The following is a 19,411-nucleotide window of genomic DNA, read 5'->3' as shown; positions in this document are numbered from 1 at the left end:
TTACGGCTATGTCAAACTCATAAATTTCAAGAAAGTAACGTGTTATTCCTCTTCTTTCGCATCAGATAAAGCGTCACCTAAAATATCGCCCATGGTAAAGCCAGTATTTTCTTCAGGCAATTCATATTCCTGTTCTTCTTTTGGTTCTTCTTGAGACTCAGGTTTTGGTTCTAACGCTTTGATACTTAAAGCAATACGATGTTCCTCTGGATTAACTTCTAAAACTTTCACTTGTACTTGATCCCCTTCATGAAGAACTTCATGAGGCGTTGCAATGTGCTTGTGAGAAATTTGAGAAATATGCACTAATCCTTCCACACCAGGGAAAACTTCCACAAAGGCACCGAAGCTTGTTAGGCGTTTTACTGTGCCATCTAAAACAGTCCCAGCGGCTGCTTTTGTTTCGATATCTGTCCATGGTCCAGGCAATGTTTCTTTAATAGATAAAGAAATACGTCCTTCTTCTGGATTAATTGAAAGAATTTTTACTTGAACATCTTCGCCAACAGTTAACGCATCACTTGGTTTGCCCACATGCTGATGAGCAATTTCAGAAACATGAACTAAACCATCCACGCCACCTAAATCAATGAATGCGCCGAAATCTGTTAAACGAGCTACTTTCCCTTCAACAACGTCTCCGTCATGTAAAGAAGAAAGTAATTCTTCTTTTTTCGATTCTTTTTCAGCTTCAACAACTGCTTTATGTGAAAGAATTAAGCGGTTTTCTGAAGGTTCGATTTCAATAATTTTAAATGCTAGTGTTTGACCTTTATATTCAGAAAAATCTGCAACAAAATGATCTTCAACCATTGAGGCAGGAACAAATCCGCGAACACCGACATCAACAACCAAACCACCTTTAACAACATTTGTAACAGGTGCTTCGATTACTTTGCCCGCTTGGAAATCTTGTTCAATTTCTTCCCAAACTTTTTTAGCATCTAAACGGCGTTTTGACAGTAAATAACTGCCGTTTTCTTTATCTTTGCCAATTGATGTGATCACAACTAAATCTAACACATCACCGACTTTCACAAGTTCGTGTACATCTTCAACTGGTAAAGTCGATAATTCCTTTGCAGGAACAACGCCTTCAACGCCCGCTCCTTCAATGCCGACAACAACTTGTTTGTCTTCAATGGCTAAAACTTCGCCTTTAACAATATCGCCAACACTGACTTCTTGAACGCTGTTCATTGCATCTTCCATTGTTTCGTTGTTTGCTACTTGTTTGTCTTCAAAATCTGTCATGCCTCTTATCCTCCTATGCCAACAAAAATTCCAAAACTTAGCTATATATACTTACATAGTACGAGATTTTTGTAAAAAAATAAAGCGATTTCTTCTATTTTTCTTAAAATTCTTTAAAAAAGTTCAAAACCTTTTTGTTTAATCACATTTTGTATGGCGGCGACGACTTCTTCAATCGTCAACCCTGTTGTATCGATTTTCACAGCATCACTTGCTTGGACAAGGGGTGATACTTCTCTGGTTGAATCTAAATAATCCCGACGTTCAATCTCCGCCTTCAAGGTTTCAAAATCCGTCTCAATCCCTTTTTCTTGATTTTCTTTAAAACGACGTTCTGCACGTTCTTCAACGCTAGCCACCAGGAATATCTTTACTTCGGCCTTTGGTAAAACTGCAGTACCAATATCTCGACCATCCATGACAACTCCGCCAGCTTGACCAATTTTCTGTTGTAACGCCACCATTTCTTCTCTAACTTTTGCATGTTTTGAAACAGCTGAAACAGCATTCGTTACATCTGGCTGGCGAATCGCTTCGGTCACTTCATGACCGTCGATAAAAACACGTTGGCCATTCTCTGCTTGCTGAAAAGAAATAGTGTGGTTGACACAAAGCGCTACTAATGGTTCTTCCGCTTGAATATCGATTTGATTTTGCAAGGCCAGATACGTAATCGCTCGGTACATGGCACCCGTGTCACAATACACATAATTCAATTGTTTTGCTAAAATTTTTGCAACTGTACTTTTGCCTGACGAAGCTGGTCCGTCAATAGCAATACTGATTTTCCCCATGAAAAAACTCCTTAACTGATATGCATCCTTTAAAATGCGCTTCTTCTTTTATATTAAAATCAGAAGAAAAGAACTTGGATTTAAACTGATGACGAGTCTCTAACGAAAAAGCAATAAGCCGAAATCCCTCGAAAGACGCAAAACATCTTTCGGAAATTTCTGCTTATTGGCATTCTCATGTAATCATTCGTCGCGGTTTAGCCCTTGAAAGTGCTGTCCAAACCTCTTTTTCTGGATTATTTAATACGTAATGGTTGTCCTGGATAAAACACAGAGGTATCAATCCCAGGATTTAACGCTAAAATTTGTTCTAATGTCATTCCGTTACGTTCGGCAACTTGACGTGCCCCTTCGCCACTTTGAACGGTATCATAAACAGGTTGTTGGTTCTGCGCTTGTTGCTGTTGTTGATTTTGAGCTTCTTGTTGTTGTTGTTGCTGCTCTTGTTGTTGCTGTTGTTGTTGTTGTGCTTGTTGGTCCTGTTGTTGCTGTGCAGCAGCATCTGAACTTGAAGGTGTTGTATTTTCAGCTGGTTGGCTGCTTGCTGGTTCTGAGCTTTCCACTGATTTTGACGTACTTTCTTTTTTCTTCTCTTTTGATGATGATTGGACTAATGAAGAAGATGGCTGGCTATTTTTGCTAGCACTTTCGTTCGGTTTCTTGTCTTGCATCATCCATAAGAAAGTCCCAATTGGAATGGCAATAATTAATAATAGCAAAATAACTAAAACAGTTAGAAATAATGAATTTCCTCGTTGCTGTTGGCGTTTTGCTAAACGAGAACCACCACCATTTTGATCAGGTTCATAAATTGATTGTTCCCATGGCTCACGAGCTTGGTTTTTCTTTTTGTCCTTTTTACTCACTGCTAATTTCCTCCTAAACTTCTCTCGCTTGTTATTATATCATAGCTTTTGCCAACTGCCGACTAAAAAAATGAATTAATCACGTTCTTTAAATAATTTTAGAAATTTAGAACGCCAATCTTCTTCATTTTGATTGCTGGTCTTGTTCGATTTTACTATTGAATCTTGGTAAATGTCAAAGAATAACGCACAATTATCACAACAAGTTTCCGGTGATTGTTTGACAATCGGTTCTTGAAAATAAGTTTGAATCAACGTTCTTCGACAGGTTGTGGTTTCAATATACGTCAGCATCCCTCTTAATTGCGCTTGACGATCTTTTTCTTTCTCCTCTAAACGATGCTCTAGCTCTTCAAAAGAATAATCCTTGGCTAAATAGCCTTGGACCCATTTTTGTTGTAACTCGGTGGCATTTTCTAACAAACCTGCTTGTTCTTCTCCTTCAATCAGCGATTTTAAGGTCGCTCGATTCGCTCTTGTCTCTTCTAAGAAAAACCGATGAATAAATTCATCCCCTTTTTTATATAATAATAGCGCCCAACTTTTTTGACCATCACGTCCAGCTCGCCCGATTTCCTGCAGGTAATTTTCTAAGCTATCAGGCAAATCAAAATGAATCACTCCACGAACATCAGGTTTGTCGATCCCCATCCCAAAAGCATTCGTTGCACAAAGAATATCGATTTGATTATCAATAAATTGTTCTTGCAAGCGACTACGTTCACTAGCCTCCAAGCCCCCATGATAATAGGCCACCTTAAAACTGGTTTTTGCCTGAATAAGTTGACTGATTTGTTCTGTTTTGTTGCGCGTGGCGCAATAGATAATGATTTTACCAGCCGTTTTAGATAAGTAATCTAGTAACACTTCTTCTTTTTCTGACGTTTCCTTCACGAACAAGCCAATATTTTTTCGATTCACTGAAGAAAGAACTTCTTGATAGCTACCATGAGAAAATAATTGTTTTATAATTGCGTGCTGTACAACGGGTGTTGCTGTGGCAGTTAACGCCAAGGTCAAAGGAAAGTCTAGCTGTTTTTGGACCAGATCTAATTTACTATATTCAGGGCGAAAATCGACGCCCCACTGATAAACACAATGGGCTTCATCCACCACAAATAATGCAATTTTTTGGCGTTGTAACACACTAAGTACTTCTTGCTGCAAAAGCATTTCTGGGCTTAAAAACAGATAATCGTATTGGAACATTTTCGCTAAAACATAACGCTTTTCTGAATATTGTAACGTACTGTTTAAGGCAACCGCACCTTTAATTCCTTGTCTTTGTAATTGACGCACCTGATCTTCCATTAACGAAAGTAAGGGAGAAACAATTACCGTTAGTCCCTCTAACTTCTGGCCCACAAATTGATAACACAATGATTTTCCAGTCCCTGTTGGCAAAACAGCCAATGTATTCATACCGTCAAGTAAGTTTGTAATCACTTCTTTTTGACCAGGCTTAAACGCTGCGTAACCAAATCGAGTGAATAATTCTTGTTCTAATGTCAACAACACTCACTCCTTTTCTTGCCAAATTTGTTGGATTTGATATAACCGAAAATCTAAATAAGAAAGCGTCGCTTCTTGCGCTCGCCAATCCCGATACACCCACAACCGCGGATCTTGTTCTGTTTGAGCCAAGTTTTGGAGTATTGCCTCCTTTTCAAGATAAACAGACGCCTGCAGCTGCCCTTGAATAGCCAACTCTAATAGATGGTCATGAATGGTACTCGGTTTTATTTTTCGTTGCTCAGCAATTTCTTGAAGCGTCTTGCCTTCCGTTAACAATCGTTGGGTTTCTTGCATACTTTGGTTTAGATTTTTTTCTAGATACGGCCATACAAGCGTTTGTAAAGCAGGATAGTTTCCTCCGTACATTATCAACTGCAGTAAATGATGAACCGCTTGCGTATGCCATAAACGCTGTTCAAGAGCTGTCTTATGGCTTGTTAATTGCTGAGGAACTTTGCCAGTTTGCTGATAACCAGAAAGTTGCGCAACCAAATAGTCGCTTTCTGCTTCAGGTAGTAACTCAAACCCTCGCAACAGTTCTTCTTTGATTGATTGAATGCGCTGCTCTTTCTTGTCTTGTTGTAACCATCGTTTCAAATATAGTTGCGGAATCGGTGTTGATAAAAGTGGAATATACTGTTTTTCCTCAAATGATAAATACGAAGTCACTTGCACGGCAAATTGAATGAGTTGCCAACTTTCTCGATCACTTCTGCCAAAACGATAAAGATCAATTGCAGGATAATCCAGCAACGAAAAATGATGCTCCTTTAAAAATAGTTGCCCTTCTTTTGTTAGTTGAATCTCATTTGTCTCTTTGTGATACTGAATTTGTTTCGCCTTCGAAAGTTTTTCAAGAAATTGAAAAAAGGCTTGTTCGGAAATCGTTGGCCACCAGCCAATGAACCGTAAACAATCATATAAAAAACCATAAATCAAAACAGAGCTAGTCCGTTTGCCTTTTAAAAGATGATACAAAGTTGATGCACGCACCTTGTATCCGTGAGATAATAACGCTAAAATAAAAGTTGCTTCCATAGTAAACCTCTTTTAGATAGGATGTGTCACTGTTTATGCAATCACGTTTAGTTCCTGAAAAATGTATTGCTTGTGGACTTTGTCAAGTTTATGCGCCCAATATATTTGATTATGATGATCATGGGATTGTCCTTTTTAAAGACGAGCCGCATGCTCGACAACAATTTATTCCAGAAAACGAACGCGAGAATGTGTTAAAAGCGTACCGCAAATGTCCCACGCGTGCAATAGAAATAAGCAAAAATGAGTGCTAAATAATTTAGCACTCATTTTTGCTTAGAGTATTTTTTCGAGCCAAGCAAGTGTTTGCTCATCTATCGAAACAAACTGTAATTGTCCTTCTTTTAGCGGTTCTTTGACTAGATGAATTTGATCATTTAGGCCATTGATCCATTCATAACGAAGACCATTTTCTTTTGCTTTAGAATTTTTGGCTTCTAAATAATAATTGACATGGTAATTTTCTTTACCATCCAATTGTAGCGTATTAATGGTTACTTCAAAATCTGGTGAAACATCGGTCGATTTCTTTTCACGTAATCGTTCAAGTGCTTCTATAAAAGAAGGAAATTGAGGATTATTTTCCCCACCAACGAGATATTTTTTAGCAAATTCTGTACTATCCGTATGACTTTTCACTTGTTTGGCAAATGCTTGATAAAAGGTTTCTAGTGCTTTGCGGGCATCATAGTCGCTAGCTAACGGAAAATTCAATTGTAGCGTTGGATTATCGGAGAGCGCTTCGACAAAATCATTTTCACCAATCGTTTCTTTTGATGTTTGAATTTCTTCTCCATTAATCGTCTTTTTAAGTTGAATCGTCATCCCTTTGGACCAGAACAAAGGGCCAATCGTTTTGCTTCCATTCGTTAGCGTACCAACTTTCCGATCATTAATATAAATATCTGCGTCTGGCAGATTGCTTTCCACAACAAAATTCATTCGTTTAAAATCTAAAGGAATACTAGAAATATAATTTTCCTCTTCTAATAAACGATACTCTTCTGTGATAACAGGTTCGCCGGTGCTATCTTTCACTGTGGCTGTAAAAGTATATTGTCCTGGCGCTAAGGGGCCCAATTCCTTTTGATAAGTGGTTGAGTCGGAAGTGCCCACTTCCCGCCCGTTCATTGCCAGCGTCACACCGCGCTGATTCGTCGTTAACTGAACAGAAACAGGCGTTAAAATGAATTGATAACGGTGAAAGAAAAATGCTGTTTGACTTGTTTCACGAATAGTTAAACCATGTAGCTTTTTATCCTTTAATAGCGCTTTTTCTAATTTTTTTAGCTCAGTTGGATTTTTTTGATAATAAGTGATTAAAGGCTTAATGCTTTGCGGATTCACTTGAAATTCAGACTCGTTCGTCCTCATTTTTTTACTTAATTCTTGGGCATCACCATTCTCAATCGCTTCAATAAAATAAGAAATTTGTTGTTCCTTAGAAAAATAATGCGTCCCGAGAAAATAGCTACCCGCTCCAAGAACGATGAACACAAAAAGAAACACCCAGATCCAGCTTCTTTTTGATCTGAGAGGAGTAGATTCGTTCCCTTTATTCATTGATGGTTGTGCTTGGTTTTCCTCTTGATGCATTGATTCATTCATTAGCGGAGCGCCGCATTCTTCACAAAAGGACTCCGTATCACGATTCACGTGACGACAATTTTTACACTTTTTCACTCAGGAAAACTCCTCTTTCTTTGATGATTTCTATCATACCAAGGGAAAGTTAAAATTACAATGCAGATGGTTTAGTATTTTTTAACAGAATGATGACAGATTATGACAACCTCTTTTCTTTTAGGCGTAAATTTTAAAAACCCGCTGTCAAACATTGTTCAACAGCAGGTTTTTTATCATTTATTTTGTTAACGGTGTTTTTTTCTGAATAGTATGTTGTTTTTTTGATAGCCATGGCAATAACTTCGCATGTAGTACTAGAAAAACACCACTGACTAAGAGGCCTTTAATAAGGTTGAATGGCACAATACCAATCGCCACATAGCTTGCTAAAGATGTTCCTAAAAATTGTTGTGTGGTCACACCATATAATTGTAAGTAAATGGGTGTAATGACAAAATAATTCGCAATACTCATGAAAATTGTCAAGGCTAAGATCCCACTTACTAAGCCCACTATCCGATTTGTACGGATATTTTTCTTTTTACCAAAGAAATAAAAAATTGGCAAGGTGAAGATACTACTTGCTAAAAAGCTAGCGAAATCTCCCACCATATTTTGCGGTGCTAGTCCGGTTAAGAACAGGTGTAGCAACGAACGAACAAAAGCAGTAATTACTCCTGCTAACGGTCCGTACAAGAACATTCCGAGTAGAATCGGAATATCACTAAAATCGATTTTCAAAAAACTAAATGCCGGCATAATCGGAAATGCCACAAATTGTAATACTGTACCGATTGCAGCCAACATTGCAATGCTGACCATTTTTTGTACCTTGTTGTTCATCTGAAATCCTCCAATTAAGGACCCATCTTCAACGAACTTTTTGATTCGCTTCTTTGTCATACAAAAAAACCCTATTTTTCTGCAGGGAAAAATAGAGTAGGATTATCTGATGAAAAAGCGTCTCAAATAAGCCCTATCTTCTTTATCCAGACTATACTGTCGGTATTGGAATTACACCAATTCAATCGTTAAAAACGAGTCGTGGACTATAACCACCGGTCGGGAATTACACCCTGCCCCTGAAGACGAACCTTGTATTATATTTTTTTACTTACTTAGTGTAACCGATTTGAACAATGAATGCAACTAACTAAGCTTTTTTATTAAATTTCATTGATTGTTTCGTTTCTCAAAAAAAAAACAATCCCTCCGCCATAAGCGCGAAGAGATCGAGTCATTTTATCTTATTTAGCTTGATTTAATAATTGACTGATTTCTTTTTTAGTTAAATCACGATATTGTCCTGGTCGCAAACCTTGTAAGGTCAACTCACCATAACGTTCACGTTTTAATTTTTGAACAGGGAAACCAACAGCTTGAAACATTTTCTTCACTTGATGATTACGTCCTTCATGAATCGTTAATTCCACGACACTGCTACCTGTTTTAATATCCGCTGAAAGAATTTGAAAATTGGCTGGTGCTGTGCGTTTGCCATCAATGCGAATGCCTTTGGCTAATGGCAATAGATCTCGTTTAGTTGGTACACCTTTAATTTTTGCTACGTAGACTTTATCTACTTCATGTTTAGGATGGGTTAATTTTTGTGAAAAACTTCCATCATTCGTTAAAAGTAACAACCCAGAAGTATCATAATCCAGACGACCGACTGGATAAATTCGCTCAGTAACATCTGTAAAATAATCCGTTACTACTTTACGGCCTTTATCGTCAGACACCGCAGAAATAACCCCTCTTGGTTTATAGAATAAATAATAACCATATTCTTCTTGATAAATTGGTACACCATCAACTTCAACGGTATCTTGTTTACTTACTTGTGTTCCTAATTCTTTGACCACTTGGCCATTGACTTTTACGCGACCTTTGACAATTAATTCCTCTGCTTTGCGACGCGAAGTCACCCCAGCATGAGCAATTGCTTTTTGTAATCTTTCCATTGTTTAAGCTTCCTCGCCTTCTGTTGTTTCAGACATTGGGTTCGTTTCTTGATAACGATCAAAAAATAGATCCATTGGTAGTTCTTCTTCTAATTCATCTTCCATTTGTTGGATATCTGGTAATTCATCTAAACTTTTCAACCCAAAGTAATCCATAAAATACTTCGTTGTGCCATACAAAATTGCTCTACCAGGACCATCGACGCGGCCTTTTTCTTCTATCAACTGACGGGCAACTAACTTTTGGATAGAGCCAGAAGTCTGTACGCCACGAATTTCATCAATTTCAATACGCGAAATTGGTTGCTTATAAGCAATAATGGATAATGTTTCTAGCGCCGCTTGTGATAAGGCGTTCGACATAGGCGATTGCGCATATTTTTTTAGTAATGAGGCATATTTTTTCTTCGTTGTTAAGACAAAATGATTGCCGACTTCTAAAATATTTAACGCCGATTTATTGTCAGAAGCATAATGTTCTTTCAATTTCGTTAATTCTTCATAGGTTTTTGCTGTTGACTTCTCTAATAAGTACGCAAGCTCTTCCAAGCCAATTCCTTCTTCGCCAACCACAAATAAAATTGCTTCAATTTGACTAACTAATGTCACTGTGTTTCCTCCACCTCTGTTGTATCTTCCTGCTGGGTTTCTGTATTAAATAACAAAATTTCACTATAATTATTCTCTTGTTCAGCATAAATCACGCCTGTTTTCATTAATTCTAAAAGAGCCATGAACGTTGTCACAATTTCTTGTTTGGAATAAGAATCGAAGAAAGAATCAAACGACACTGCCTTCCCTTTCTGTACTTGACGCATACGTTCTGAAATAGCGGTGATTTTTTCTTCGATGGAAACATCGTCACTAGCAACAGTTGTTTCAACAGGCTGGCGATTTTTTTTCTTTTCTAACATGGCATGAAAGGCTAGAAATAAATCAATTGTATTAATTTGATTAGGCGGTAGTGTTGTATCTTCCTCTTTATAATCATCCATATCCATTGGTTCTTTTGTATAATAGAGTTTACGTTCTTCTTCTTTTTCATGTAAAACAGTCGCTGCATATTTAAATTTCCGATACTCCAATAACTGAGCTACTAAAGCTTCCCGTGGGTCTTCCTCTTCAAAAAAATCTTCATCATCAATGATTTCAAGCTCTTGTTTTGGAAGTAACATCTGACTTTTAATAGCCATTAAGGTGGCAGCCATGACTAGATATTCTCCAGCGACTTCTAACTCTAAGGTTTGCATCGCATGAATATAAGACATGTATTGTTCAGTTACTGCTGTAATGGGAATGTCATAGATATCGATTTCTAATTTTTGAATTAAATGTAGTAGAAGATCCAGTGGTCCTTCAAAGACATCTAGTTTTAAATTAATTTCTTGCAAAAACGACACCTACTTTCTTTTCTCGACTTCCTAGTTTACCATAAATTTATTCGTTTGTGGGCATTCTCGCAAATTAAGCCCGAGGAAAATGTTCCTTATAAACATCTGCCATTCGTTGTTTGGTAATATGTGTATAAATTTGTGTCGTGGAGATATCTGCATGTCCTAATAATTCTTGTACGATTCTAAGGTCTGCGCCATTTTCCAACAAATGTGTCGCAAAGCTATGCCGTAATGTATGCGGGGTAATATTTTTCTCTATCTGGGCTTCTCGAACAATCTGTTTTAAATTTTTCCAAATGCCCTGTCTAGATAACGGTTCGCCATGATGATTAACGAACAGGTGTGTTTCATTCGGATGGTTTTTAATCAATTGAGGTCTGGCTTCGTTCATATAGCGCTCAATCCATTGAATCGCATAATCGCCTAAAGGGATAATTCGTTCTTTGTCCCCTTTTCCGATTGTTTGCAATAAACCAATGGATAAATGCAGATCCCCTAATTTTATTTCAATTAGTTCACTAACTCGCAGGCCCGTTGCATACATCACTTCTAAAATAGCACGATTCCGCATACCTAGTGGTTTACTTGTATCAGGCGTTTCAATTAATCGAGTCACTTCGTCAACAGATAATGTACTTGGCAATTTTTGAACTTTCTTGGGGGAGTCAATATGTTGCATCGGATTATGTTCGCTTAAGCGTTCTTGACGTAAAAATTGATGAAATCCTCTCAAACTAGAAATCATCCGAATCACACTTGCTGAAGCTTGCTGTTCTTCGTGAAGGGATTGCAAAAATTCTGTAATCATGTAACGGTCAACTTCGTCCCAAGAATGCAAGCCTTGTTCTTGTAAAAAGGCTACGTATTTTTTTAAATCTCGCTCGTAACTCCGTCGTGTGTTATTTGATAAGCCCCGCTCTATTTGTAAATAGTGTAAATAATCGACTAATTGTTCTTCCATTAACCTTCCCTCATTTCTAGTACTATCCTATCAGATTATGCCCTAGATTGCATGGGTAAATTCCAACTTATTAAAAAAAATCAACTGACAACAAAAGACTTGTTCACTAAGTCGTTAACTTAAGAACAAGTCTTTTGTTGTTGCTACTATTAGTAAAGAATAAATTTGTTATTTTATATATTTATCTAGAAAAGCAGCTACTGTTTCCTTATATTTTTCTGGGTTTTTATTATAAGCTTTCGCATGCTCTGCTCCAGGCACGACATATTTTTCTTTAGGTCCTTGGGTTGCATTATAAACTTCGTCTAACATACTAAACGGCACAAACGTATCATTTTCACCATGAATAAAGAGCATTGGTAAATGATTCTTTTGCAATTGCTTAACAGCGCTTGCTTCCCCAAAGAAATAGCCAGCTCTAAGTTTCGTAATCCCGCTAGTAACATTAACTAATGGGAAACTTGGTAAATTGAAAAGCTCTTTCAATTGATATTGCAACTCCTGATTGACTGTAGAATAGCCACAATCTTCCACAATGGCTTTCACGTTATCTGGTAATTTTTCCCCGCTCGTCATCATGACTGTGGCAGCACCCATACTGACACCATATAAAGTGATTTGTTCTTGCTGACCATTTTCGGTTAAAACTTTCTCAATCCATTGGACATAATCTTTACGATCGGGCCAGCCGAACCCAATATAATCTCCTTGACTTTTCCCATGACCACGCGCATCTGGCGCTAACACATTGTAGCCCCAATCATGATACATTTTCGCAAAGACAGACATCGTTTCTGCCGAACCCATATAACCATGTGCCATAATAACGGTACGATTACTTTTCTTGTCGGCTGGTAAATAAATAGCCTTTAGACGTAGCCCATCTTCTGAAGTAATTGACCATTCTTGTCGATTTTTGTCATCTTTAAACCACGCGCCTTCAGGTGTCTGGACCACTTTTGACCCTGGGGTATTCTCATTTATAAAGTCTTTCTTTCCTGGAACTACTGCATAATTATAAAAATATAAGCCTGCCGCAATTAAACCAATTGCAATTACTACAATAAGCGCAATCAAAATTTTTAACCATCGATTCATCTACGTACTCCTTTTATTTAAATTGTATGATTCATTATAAGTTGTCGCCCTTTTTTTGACAACCACCATTCAAAGATTCAACCATCTTTCTTTACCACTACAATGGGACAATTTTGTTGCGACAAAAAAGCATAGCACAAAAATATTACCTTTTACGCTATGCTCCACTTATCTATTTATAGGAAACTAAAAATTATTTATTTTCAATAAGTTTAAAACTTGACCATGGTTTCAAAAATTCTAATAAGAAACGTTCGTCATCAGAAATACGACCAACCACATTTACACGGCCATCATTTTTCATTTCTTTTAAAGCAATTTGTGTTTCCCCTTTGTATTGTCCATAGCCAACGTTGTCAATCAAGACATCGCCTCGAACAATATCTCTCGTTGTATGAGCTGGGAAAGAACGATCTTTATAGTAAACACGTGTCATTGTTGAACGCAAAACGTAATCAGAACGATCTCCACGATAACTGTGTAAGTTATCGAACAATGCAATTCTTTCATCTTCTGTGATTTCTGGTTCTGTATCCACTTTGATCGAAGGATACGGTGCATGAAAGGCTTCTGCCATTGCTGCTAATTCTGCTTCTGAGGCATAAGCATTTCCGACAGAAATATCATCGATTAATCCTGTTAAAACTAAATGCTTAACTTGCGTTGCAATTTCTAAATCGCGGTGGTCTTCCAAAGAACATAACCCATCTTGTGTCGGCCATGGCCCAAATGTAGCATCGTGTGAGTTCACAAACGCCATCGTATTTAAATTATATTTTCTAAATTTTTCTGAACAATAAACAAAATGATCATAGCCTAAGCCTGTATAGCGATGTGGATAGAAATTATGTGAACCTAGTAAATTTTCTGTATTTGGTGAGTAGGCCATAATATTATCTACATAATTTGTCCCTGAACTCATATTAATTTCAATTTTAATGCCATAAGGGTTTCTTGTCATATTCGCCTCTTCTTGCCCAGTAAAACCAAGATCTAAACGAATACCGTAAGCGCCCATATCATGGAAAAATGATAAATCATCATAAGAGATGCCTAATTGTTCGAACAATGCAGGATTAATATCGACCATCACTTCCATACCTAATTGGTTGGCGTAATCTACGACTTTTTTAAACTCTGCTAATACCTTTTCCCGATCATCATTGATTTGCAATAAACTAGTAAAGACACGCTTAAAGCCGTATTTATGAGCCAAATCCAAATATGCTTTGTCCTTTTCAAATGTTGAACGTTCTGGATAAATTGAAATACCTAATTTTCCCATGTGATTGCCTCCTAAATTGTAAAACATAATAATGTATCTGCTTACATTGTAACAAAAAAAACAAAAGTGGTCTACACCTTTCCTATAGGAAATCTTATAAAAATTCCACTGGTTTGTTATCTTCTCTTTTGTTATGATAAAAAAGAACCTAATTGTCAGTGTGAAAGGAAGAGGAAAACAGATGAAACATAAGAAAATGCTTGCTGTTGCTTCAGTTGCAGCATTCACCTTGCTTTTAGCAGGCTGTAACACAACCAATAATAAAGGCACGACCGCAACGAGTGATTCTGTCGCTAAATCCAGTGAAAGCAAAACAAAGGATTCGGTCGACTTAAATTCACTAGATTTACCACAACTAGATGACAAAGTTGCCGAAGATCAAGACTTAGTCCAAATGGTTACTTCAATGGGAAATATTGAAATCAAACTATTTCCTAAACAGGCTCCAAAAACTGTTGAGAACTTTATGAAACATGCCAAAGATGGCTATTATGATGGCTTGACTTTCCACCGCGTCATCAATAACTTTATGATCCAAGGTGGCGATCCTAGCGGTGATGGAACTGGCGGAAACAGCATCTGGAATAAACCATTTGAAGATGAATTTTCAAACCAGTTATATAACATTCGTGGCGCGTTATCAATGGCGAATGCAGGACCTAATACTAACGGCAGTCAGTTCTTTATTGTCCAAAATACAGATGATCAATCTGATGGTCTTTTATATGATGATTATCCAAAAGCAATCATTGATGCTTACAAAAAAGGCGGCTATCCTTCTCTTGATAAAAAACATACTGTTTTCGGTCAAGTAACCAAAGGAATGGATATTGTCGATAAAATTGCCAAAGTCGAAGTTGGTGCCAACGATAAACCAAAAACCGATGTTAAAATTGAAAAAATCAATATTCTTCAAGAAGCAAAAAAATAACAAAAAGTCAGAACGTATGCTGAAGATACGTTCTGACTTTTTGTTATTTTTGAATCGCTTGTAATGCCTTTTCTGGTACTTGGTCTTGATTGACCTCTTCATACGTATTGATGTGGGCCCCTTTATTTGAGACTTTTAGATAATGATCTGTTTTTAATTCATGGTCCGCTGTGAAAGTTATTTCTCGCGTTTTGCCTTCCTCATCTGCGGCTACTTGCGTATAACTAGCAATTCCATAGCCATTAACGCTATCGGCTTTCTTTGTTTTAACATACACATTTCCTTCTTTAACCAATGGATTTAATTGATCTAACACACCAGCTAATTCGCCAGAGTTCTTTTCTGCGTAAAACTTGGCCCCAAATAAACCACCACCAATAACAATTGCTGTCACCACTAAAAATTTAATAAATTTCATCACATAAATCCTCCCGAGTAATTATTCTCTGTTACTTCTTCCAAAGTATAACAAGATTTAAACAATCCTTCCTCGGGCGCAACGACCAGTTTTTTCTCAGACTTATGTCGTATTTTTGTTATTTTGAATAAATAACAAAACACTACTCTTCTATCAACAATTGACTTAATAATTGAATTTCTTGATTCTTAGTTAAGTCAATTGTCTTCATTGTAACCGCTGTGGCTAAACCTAAATAGATTACCACCATTTTAGGAAATAATTCGACAAATTTTCCTTTGTCCATTTGTACATATTTTTTATCCAATAATAAATGCTCTTCAAAAAAAGTTTGAAGCATTTGCTGCAATTCTTCTTCATAACCATGTGCTTTCATAAATAACGCCGTATAGATTTTTTGATGTTTTTGGGCAAATAATATAAAGTTCAGACCCAATGCAATCACTGGGTCTGAGGCACCGACATCTGCTTTATAAAATAATTGCATACGATGAAATAACGATTTAATTAAGGTTCGTTTTAAATCGTCCATGTTGACAAATTCTAAATAAATTGGCTGCGTAGAAATCCCCATAGTATCTGCAATATTTCTAGCAGTTAAATTAGAAAAACCTTTATCTACTAAAATTTTTTCAGCTACGTTTAAGATTTTTTCCTTTGTATATACCTTCGTTCTAACCATTTTCATACCCCTTTTCTCTTTTAGTTAACAATAACTTTATTATGTTCACACAAAAGAAAACCATTTTCATTATATATATAATATTTTACACTTCTTTATGCGTTTCTTTTCTCAAAATTTTCTATACATTTCAAAAAAATTGAGAATTTTTAACGCCTATAAACAAATAGGTCCAGAACAAAAGGTCACCACCTTTTGTTCTGGACACTAAACGGCTGCACTCTTTATTCTTCTATTTGTTTGCCTTGTTCTTTGGCAAGCTCATTTTTATCATAAGCTACAAAGAACGGATAGTAAATCAAAATGGCCACTAGAATTAAAACAATATTCAAAACAGCAGCACGCCAATCGCCGCCTGTCGCCATAAAGGCGCCAATTGGTCCTGGTAAGGTCCAAGGAGCGGTAAAGACAACTTCACTTACTAAACCTAATTTTGTGGCAAACCAAGCAATCGTTGCTAAAACCATTGGTGCAAAGATAAAAGGAATCATTAAAATCGGATTTAAGACAATCGGTACACCGAAAATAACTGGCTCATTAATATTAAAAATAGACGGTGCTAAAATAGCTTTTCCTAGTTTTGAACCATATTCTGATTTTGCCCGAAAGGCTAATAATATAGCTAAACCAATTGTGGCTCCAGCACCACCAATCCAAATAAACCATTGGTAAAAAGGTTCTGCCGCAATCCGAGGTAATGCTTCGCCAGCTGCTTTAGCAGTCGTGTTTTCCTCTAATAGTTGTAGCCATAGAGGACGCGCCAACGATCCTACGATTGAAGCGCCGTGAATCCCAAAGAACCAGAAAAATGTGGTTAAAAAGACTAACAGCAAGACACTCAATAAAGAGTCCGCTGCTTGAACTAGTGGTCCCACTAAGTTCCCTACAAATGTGTGCCAATCAAAGCCTAAATAATAAGTGATTGAACCAATCAATAACATGACAATTAACGTCGGAGTCAGCGATTCAAATGAACGAGCAACAGCAGGTGGAACGTTATCAGGCATTGTAATTTTGAACTTAGACTTATCTGTCACTCGATAGATTTCGACAGCAATAATTGACGTCACAATCCCGACAAACATCCCTGCACCACCCAAATTAGCCATTGGTAAAACAAACCCAGAAACGCCAGCTGCTTTACTGGCTTCTTCAGGAATCGCCACAGGTACTAATGTTAATAAAAAAGCAATCGTAGCCAAAATCCCTCCAGAGACTTGATCAAGATTATATGATTTCGCTAAACTAGCGCCAATGCCAAAAGTCGCATATAACGCCATAATGTACATTGTCATTCGGTAAGGCAGTAAAATTGTAGCAGCATTACTTGTTAAAAATTGAGTAATGCCCCAAGATTCTGGTAACGGCGGAAACGCAATAATTAGAAAAAAAGAACCGACAATAATTAAAGGTAATGTCGCAATAATCCCATCCCGCACCGCACGTAAATGGCGCTGATTGGCAATTTTAGCCATTGGTCCAGCTAGATGATTTTCAATCCAAACAGTCAGTTTATCTAACATAAATAACACTCTCCTCTGTTTTTCTCTTAAAAAATAACTCCTTTAATCAGCCATAAATAAGAGATAAGCTCTAATAAAATAAGAGAAATTAAAAACAACCAAATAAAACGCTTACAAAAACCTGTTTTCGTTTCAATAAAATAATGACTATACGCTAACGCAAAAGCAATCCCAACAGGCAAAAAAATCATGGCACCAATATTAAACGGCAGATTGAAAGTCCATAATAAAACACTCGGCAACAGGACACCGCATAAGAGCCCCATACTAAAAAGAAAACCGGCACTTTTAACTGAAAACTTAGGAACCATTGCTTGATTGTTTTCCATTTCAATTTCGCTCCTTTCGTTTGTTATTTTGTTACATTTAAAATTATAAGCTATTAAAAATATTATTTCAATCTATTCGCTGATTTAATACTAATTTTAAAATAAAAAACCAGTTCACTGAGTGAACTGGTTTTATGCTTATTCGACAAATTCAAATTCAAAATTACCAATCCGAACAATGTCGCCATCTTTCGCGCCACGTGCTCGTAATGCCTCATCGACACCCATACCACGTAATTGACGTGCAAAACGCATTACTGTTTCATCATGATCGAAATTCGTCATTTCAAATAATTTTTCTAATTTTTCACCAGATAAAACCCATGAAGCATCTGGTTCACGATCAATCGTAAATTCTGGACCTTCTGGTTGGAAGCCATAACGAACGGTTTCTTCCTCTACCACTTCATCTTCATATAATGGGAATTCAGGTGTTACTTCCAACAAGTCAGCTGTTGCATTTAATAGAGGTTCAATACCTTTACGAGTAACCCCAGAGATTGGGAAAATAGGTAGCTCATCAGCATACTCATCGGTGCGTTCCTTCGCAAGTTGCTCTTTAAATTTCGCTAAATTCTCTTCTGCTTCAGGCATGTCCATTTTATTGGCAACAATAATTTGAGGTCGCTCCATCAAACGTAAATTGTGTGAAGCCAATTCTTTATTGATTGCCAAATAATCTTCGTAAGGATCGCGTCCTTCCATGCCACTCATATCAATGACATGTAAAATAACACGCGTCCGTTCAATGTGGCGTAAGAACTGTGTTCCTAAGCCGACACCTTGAGAAGCTCCTTCAATTAAGCCTGGCAAATCTGCTGCAGCGAAGCTTCGACCGTCACTAGTAGTCACCATCCCTAAGTTTGGAACTAACGTCGTAAAATGATAGGCACCAATTTTCGGACGAGCGGACGAGATAACAGAGAGTAACGTTGATTTCCCTACAGAAGGAAACCCAACTAAGCCAACATCTGCTAAGACTTTTAATTCTAATTCGATTTTACGTTCTTGACCCGGTTCGCCGTTTTCGGCAATTTCTGGTGCAGGATTTCTTGGGGAAGCAAAGCGAATATTCCCGCGACCACCGCGTCCGCCTTTTGCTACTACTAAGGTCTGACCATTCTCAATTAAATCTCCAATTAAGGCTCCAGTTTCTGCATCACGAACTGTTGTACCTGGTGGAACTTTGACAAGTAAATCTTCTGAACCACGACCGTGCATTCCTTTACTCATACCATTTTCTCCAGGTGTCGCCTTAAAATGACGATTAAACCGGAAATCCATTAATGTGCGTAATCCTTCTTCAACAACTAAAACAACGTCGCCACCGCGTCCGCCATCACCACCAGCGGGACCCCCGTCTGGTACATATTTTTCTCTACGGAAAGCAACCATTCCGTCGCCGCCTTTACCAGCTTTGACATCAATCGTCACTTGATCTAAAAACATGGACATATAATTTGTCCTCCTATTCTACTTCTACTATCTTTAATCACCTCAAAAAGCGTGATTCGAAAGTCTTTATTATTGTATCGGGAAAACAACCGTTTGTCTAGCAATTCTAGTTAGTTATCGTTGGAAAAAGCAAAATTTCTCATGAATCTTTCGCTTTCTTTTTGTCGCTTCGCTATCAGTCTTTTGACAAAAAAATTTTAGAGGTTCATACTATAGATAGTTGAAGAAAATCACTTTTTCAGCAAGGGTCCAAAGAAACACAAACATCTAAAGGAGGA

At 37.3% G+C, this 19,411-nt stretch carries 20 protein-coding genes and 1 riboswitch; of the genes, 2 read left to right on the top strand and 18 right to left on the bottom strand.

Annotated elements, in window-relative coordinates; translation table 11 throughout:
• Positions 1 to 42 precede the first annotated feature (42 nt).
• The 5 genes from rpsA to IGK54_RS06500 all read right to left on the bottom strand — a co-directional run bounded on the left by rpsA (position 43) and on the right by IGK54_RS06500 (position 5,467).
• Positions 43 to 1,254, bottom strand: a complete 1,212-nt coding sequence (gene rpsA / locus IGK54_RS06520; protein ID WP_002360341.1) for a 30S ribosomal protein S1 — start codon at positions 1,252 to 1,254, stop codon at positions 43 to 45.
• Between the two features lie 113 nt (positions 1,255 to 1,367).
• Positions 1,368 to 2,048: a (d)CMP kinase gene (gene cmk, locus IGK54_RS06515; protein WP_002357612.1), complete on the bottom strand. Its 681-nt coding sequence runs from the start codon at positions 2,046 to 2,048 to the stop codon at positions 1,368 to 1,370.
• A gap of 236 nt (positions 2,049 to 2,284) precedes the next feature.
• The gene (locus IGK54_RS06510; protein WP_430603336.1) at positions 2,285 to 2,914 is read right to left on the bottom strand and encodes a LysM peptidoglycan-binding domain-containing protein; all 630 of its coding nucleotides are present in this window, start codon (positions 2,912 to 2,914) and stop codon (positions 2,285 to 2,287) included.
• 75 nt (positions 2,915 to 2,989) lie between these two features.
• Complete coding sequence (locus tag IGK54_RS06505) at positions 2,990 to 4,432, bottom strand: RecQ family ATP-dependent DNA helicase (protein WP_025189377.1); 1,443 nt, start codon at positions 4,430 to 4,432, stop codon at positions 2,990 to 2,992.
• On the bottom strand, positions 4,433 to 5,467 hold the full coding sequence (locus tag IGK54_RS06500) for a helix-turn-helix domain-containing protein (protein ID WP_010777633.1): 1,035 nt from the start codon (positions 5,465 to 5,467) through the stop codon (positions 4,433 to 4,435).
• A gap of 35 nt (positions 5,468 to 5,502) precedes the next feature.
• Here IGK54_RS06500 and IGK54_RS06495 point away from each other — a divergent pair, with 35 nt between their 5' ends.
• Positions 5,503 to 5,721 carry a ferredoxin gene (locus tag IGK54_RS06495; RefSeq protein WP_002357617.1) on the top strand — a complete coding sequence of 73 codons (219 nt, stop codon included), beginning with the start codon at positions 5,503 to 5,505 and terminating at the stop codon, positions 5,719 to 5,721.
• A 22-nt stretch (positions 5,722 to 5,743) separates the two neighbouring features.
• Here IGK54_RS06495 and IGK54_RS06490 read toward each other — a convergent pair whose 3' ends face one another.
• The 8 genes from IGK54_RS06490 to IGK54_RS06455 all read right to left on the bottom strand — a co-directional run bounded on the left by IGK54_RS06490 (position 5,744) and on the right by IGK54_RS06455 (position 13,795).
• On the bottom strand, positions 5,744 to 7,075 hold the full coding sequence (locus IGK54_RS06490) for a zinc ribbon domain-containing protein (RefSeq protein ID WP_161970579.1): 1,332 nt from the start codon (positions 7,073 to 7,075) through the stop codon (positions 5,744 to 5,746).
• A gap of 255 nt (positions 7,076 to 7,330) precedes the next feature.
• Positions 7,331 to 7,996, bottom strand: a complete 666-nt coding sequence (locus IGK54_RS06485) for an ECF transporter S component (RefSeq protein ID WP_002382314.1) — start codon at positions 7,994 to 7,996, stop codon at positions 7,331 to 7,333.
• A 71-nt stretch (positions 7,997 to 8,067) separates the two neighbouring features.
• Positions 8,068 to 8,187: riboswitch (FMN riboswitch) on the bottom strand.
• 153 nt (positions 8,188 to 8,340) lie between these two features.
• A complete protein-coding gene (locus IGK54_RS06480) occupies positions 8,341 to 9,057 on the bottom strand; it encodes a pseudouridine synthase (RefSeq protein WP_002357624.1) in 717 nt (238 codons plus the stop codon).
• Positions 9,058 to 9,060: 3 nt separating this feature from the next.
• The gene (scpB, locus tag IGK54_RS06475; RefSeq protein WP_002357625.1) at positions 9,061 to 9,666 is read right to left on the bottom strand and encodes an SMC-Scp complex subunit ScpB; all 606 of its coding nucleotides are present in this window, start codon (positions 9,664 to 9,666) and stop codon (positions 9,061 to 9,063) included.
• A complete protein-coding gene (locus IGK54_RS06470) occupies positions 9,663 to 10,457 on the bottom strand; it encodes a segregation/condensation protein A (RefSeq protein WP_002390627.1) in 795 nt (264 codons plus the stop codon). The genes scpB and IGK54_RS06470 overlap by 4 nt, the downstream gene beginning before the upstream one ends.
• A 64-nt stretch (positions 10,458 to 10,521) precedes the next feature.
• A complete protein-coding gene (gene xerD, locus IGK54_RS06465; protein ID WP_002360354.1) occupies positions 10,522 to 11,412 on the bottom strand; it encodes a site-specific tyrosine recombinase XerD in 891 nt (296 codons plus the stop codon).
• 168 nt (positions 11,413 to 11,580) lie between these two features.
• Positions 11,581 to 12,510 (bottom strand): alpha/beta hydrolase, encoded by a 930-nt coding sequence (locus IGK54_RS06460; RefSeq protein WP_002357629.1) that lies wholly within the window; start codon positions 12,508 to 12,510, stop codon positions 11,581 to 11,583.
• A gap of 193 nt (positions 12,511 to 12,703) precedes the next feature.
• Positions 12,704 to 13,795 carry a DUF871 domain-containing protein gene (locus tag IGK54_RS06455; protein WP_430603334.1) on the bottom strand — a complete coding sequence of 364 codons (1,092 nt, stop codon included), beginning with the start codon at positions 13,793 to 13,795 and terminating at the stop codon, positions 12,704 to 12,706.
• 181 nt (positions 13,796 to 13,976) lie between these two features.
• On the opposite strand from IGK54_RS06455, the gene IGK54_RS06450 reads away from it, so the two are divergent.
• A complete protein-coding gene (locus tag IGK54_RS06450) occupies positions 13,977 to 14,726 on the top strand; it encodes a peptidylprolyl isomerase (RefSeq protein ID WP_002374887.1) in 750 nt (249 codons plus the stop codon).
• A 43-nt stretch (positions 14,727 to 14,769) separates the two neighbouring features.
• On the opposite strand, the gene IGK54_RS06445 is transcribed toward IGK54_RS06450, so the two are convergent.
• The 5 genes from IGK54_RS06445 to obgE form a co-directional block, all read right to left on the bottom strand.
• Positions 14,770 to 15,144, bottom strand: coding sequence for a YxeA family protein (locus tag IGK54_RS06445; RefSeq protein ID WP_002357632.1), 375 nt, complete (start codon positions 15,142 to 15,144; stop codon positions 14,770 to 14,772).
• A 142-nt stretch (positions 15,145 to 15,286) separates the two neighbouring features.
• Positions 15,287 to 15,832, bottom strand: a complete 546-nt coding sequence (locus IGK54_RS06440) for a TetR/AcrR family transcriptional regulator (protein WP_185938077.1) — start codon at positions 15,830 to 15,832, stop codon at positions 15,287 to 15,289.
• A gap of 218 nt (positions 15,833 to 16,050) precedes the next feature.
• Entirely contained in the window at positions 16,051 to 17,349 is a 1,299-nt protein-coding gene (locus IGK54_RS06435; RefSeq protein ID WP_002363934.1) for a PTS sugar transporter subunit IIC, read from the bottom strand.
• 26 nt (positions 17,350 to 17,375) lie between these two features.
• A complete protein-coding gene (locus IGK54_RS06430) occupies positions 17,376 to 17,678 on the bottom strand; it encodes a hypothetical protein (RefSeq protein ID WP_002357636.1) in 303 nt (100 codons plus the stop codon).
• 138 nt (positions 17,679 to 17,816) lie between these two features.
• Positions 17,817 to 19,133, bottom strand: coding sequence for a GTPase ObgE (gene obgE, locus IGK54_RS06425; RefSeq protein WP_002384537.1), 1,317 nt, complete (start codon positions 19,131 to 19,133; stop codon positions 17,817 to 17,819).
• Between the last annotated feature and the right edge of the window lie 278 nt (positions 19,134 to 19,411).

This window comes from Enterococcus sp. DIV2384, from assembly GCF_050534975.1.
GTDB classification, from domain to species: Bacteria; Bacillota; Bacilli; order Lactobacillales; family Enterococcaceae; genus Enterococcus; species Enterococcus faecalis.
The sequence above is the reverse complement of the archived record's forward strand: the minus strand, read 5'-3'. Positions and strand labels throughout refer to the sequence as shown.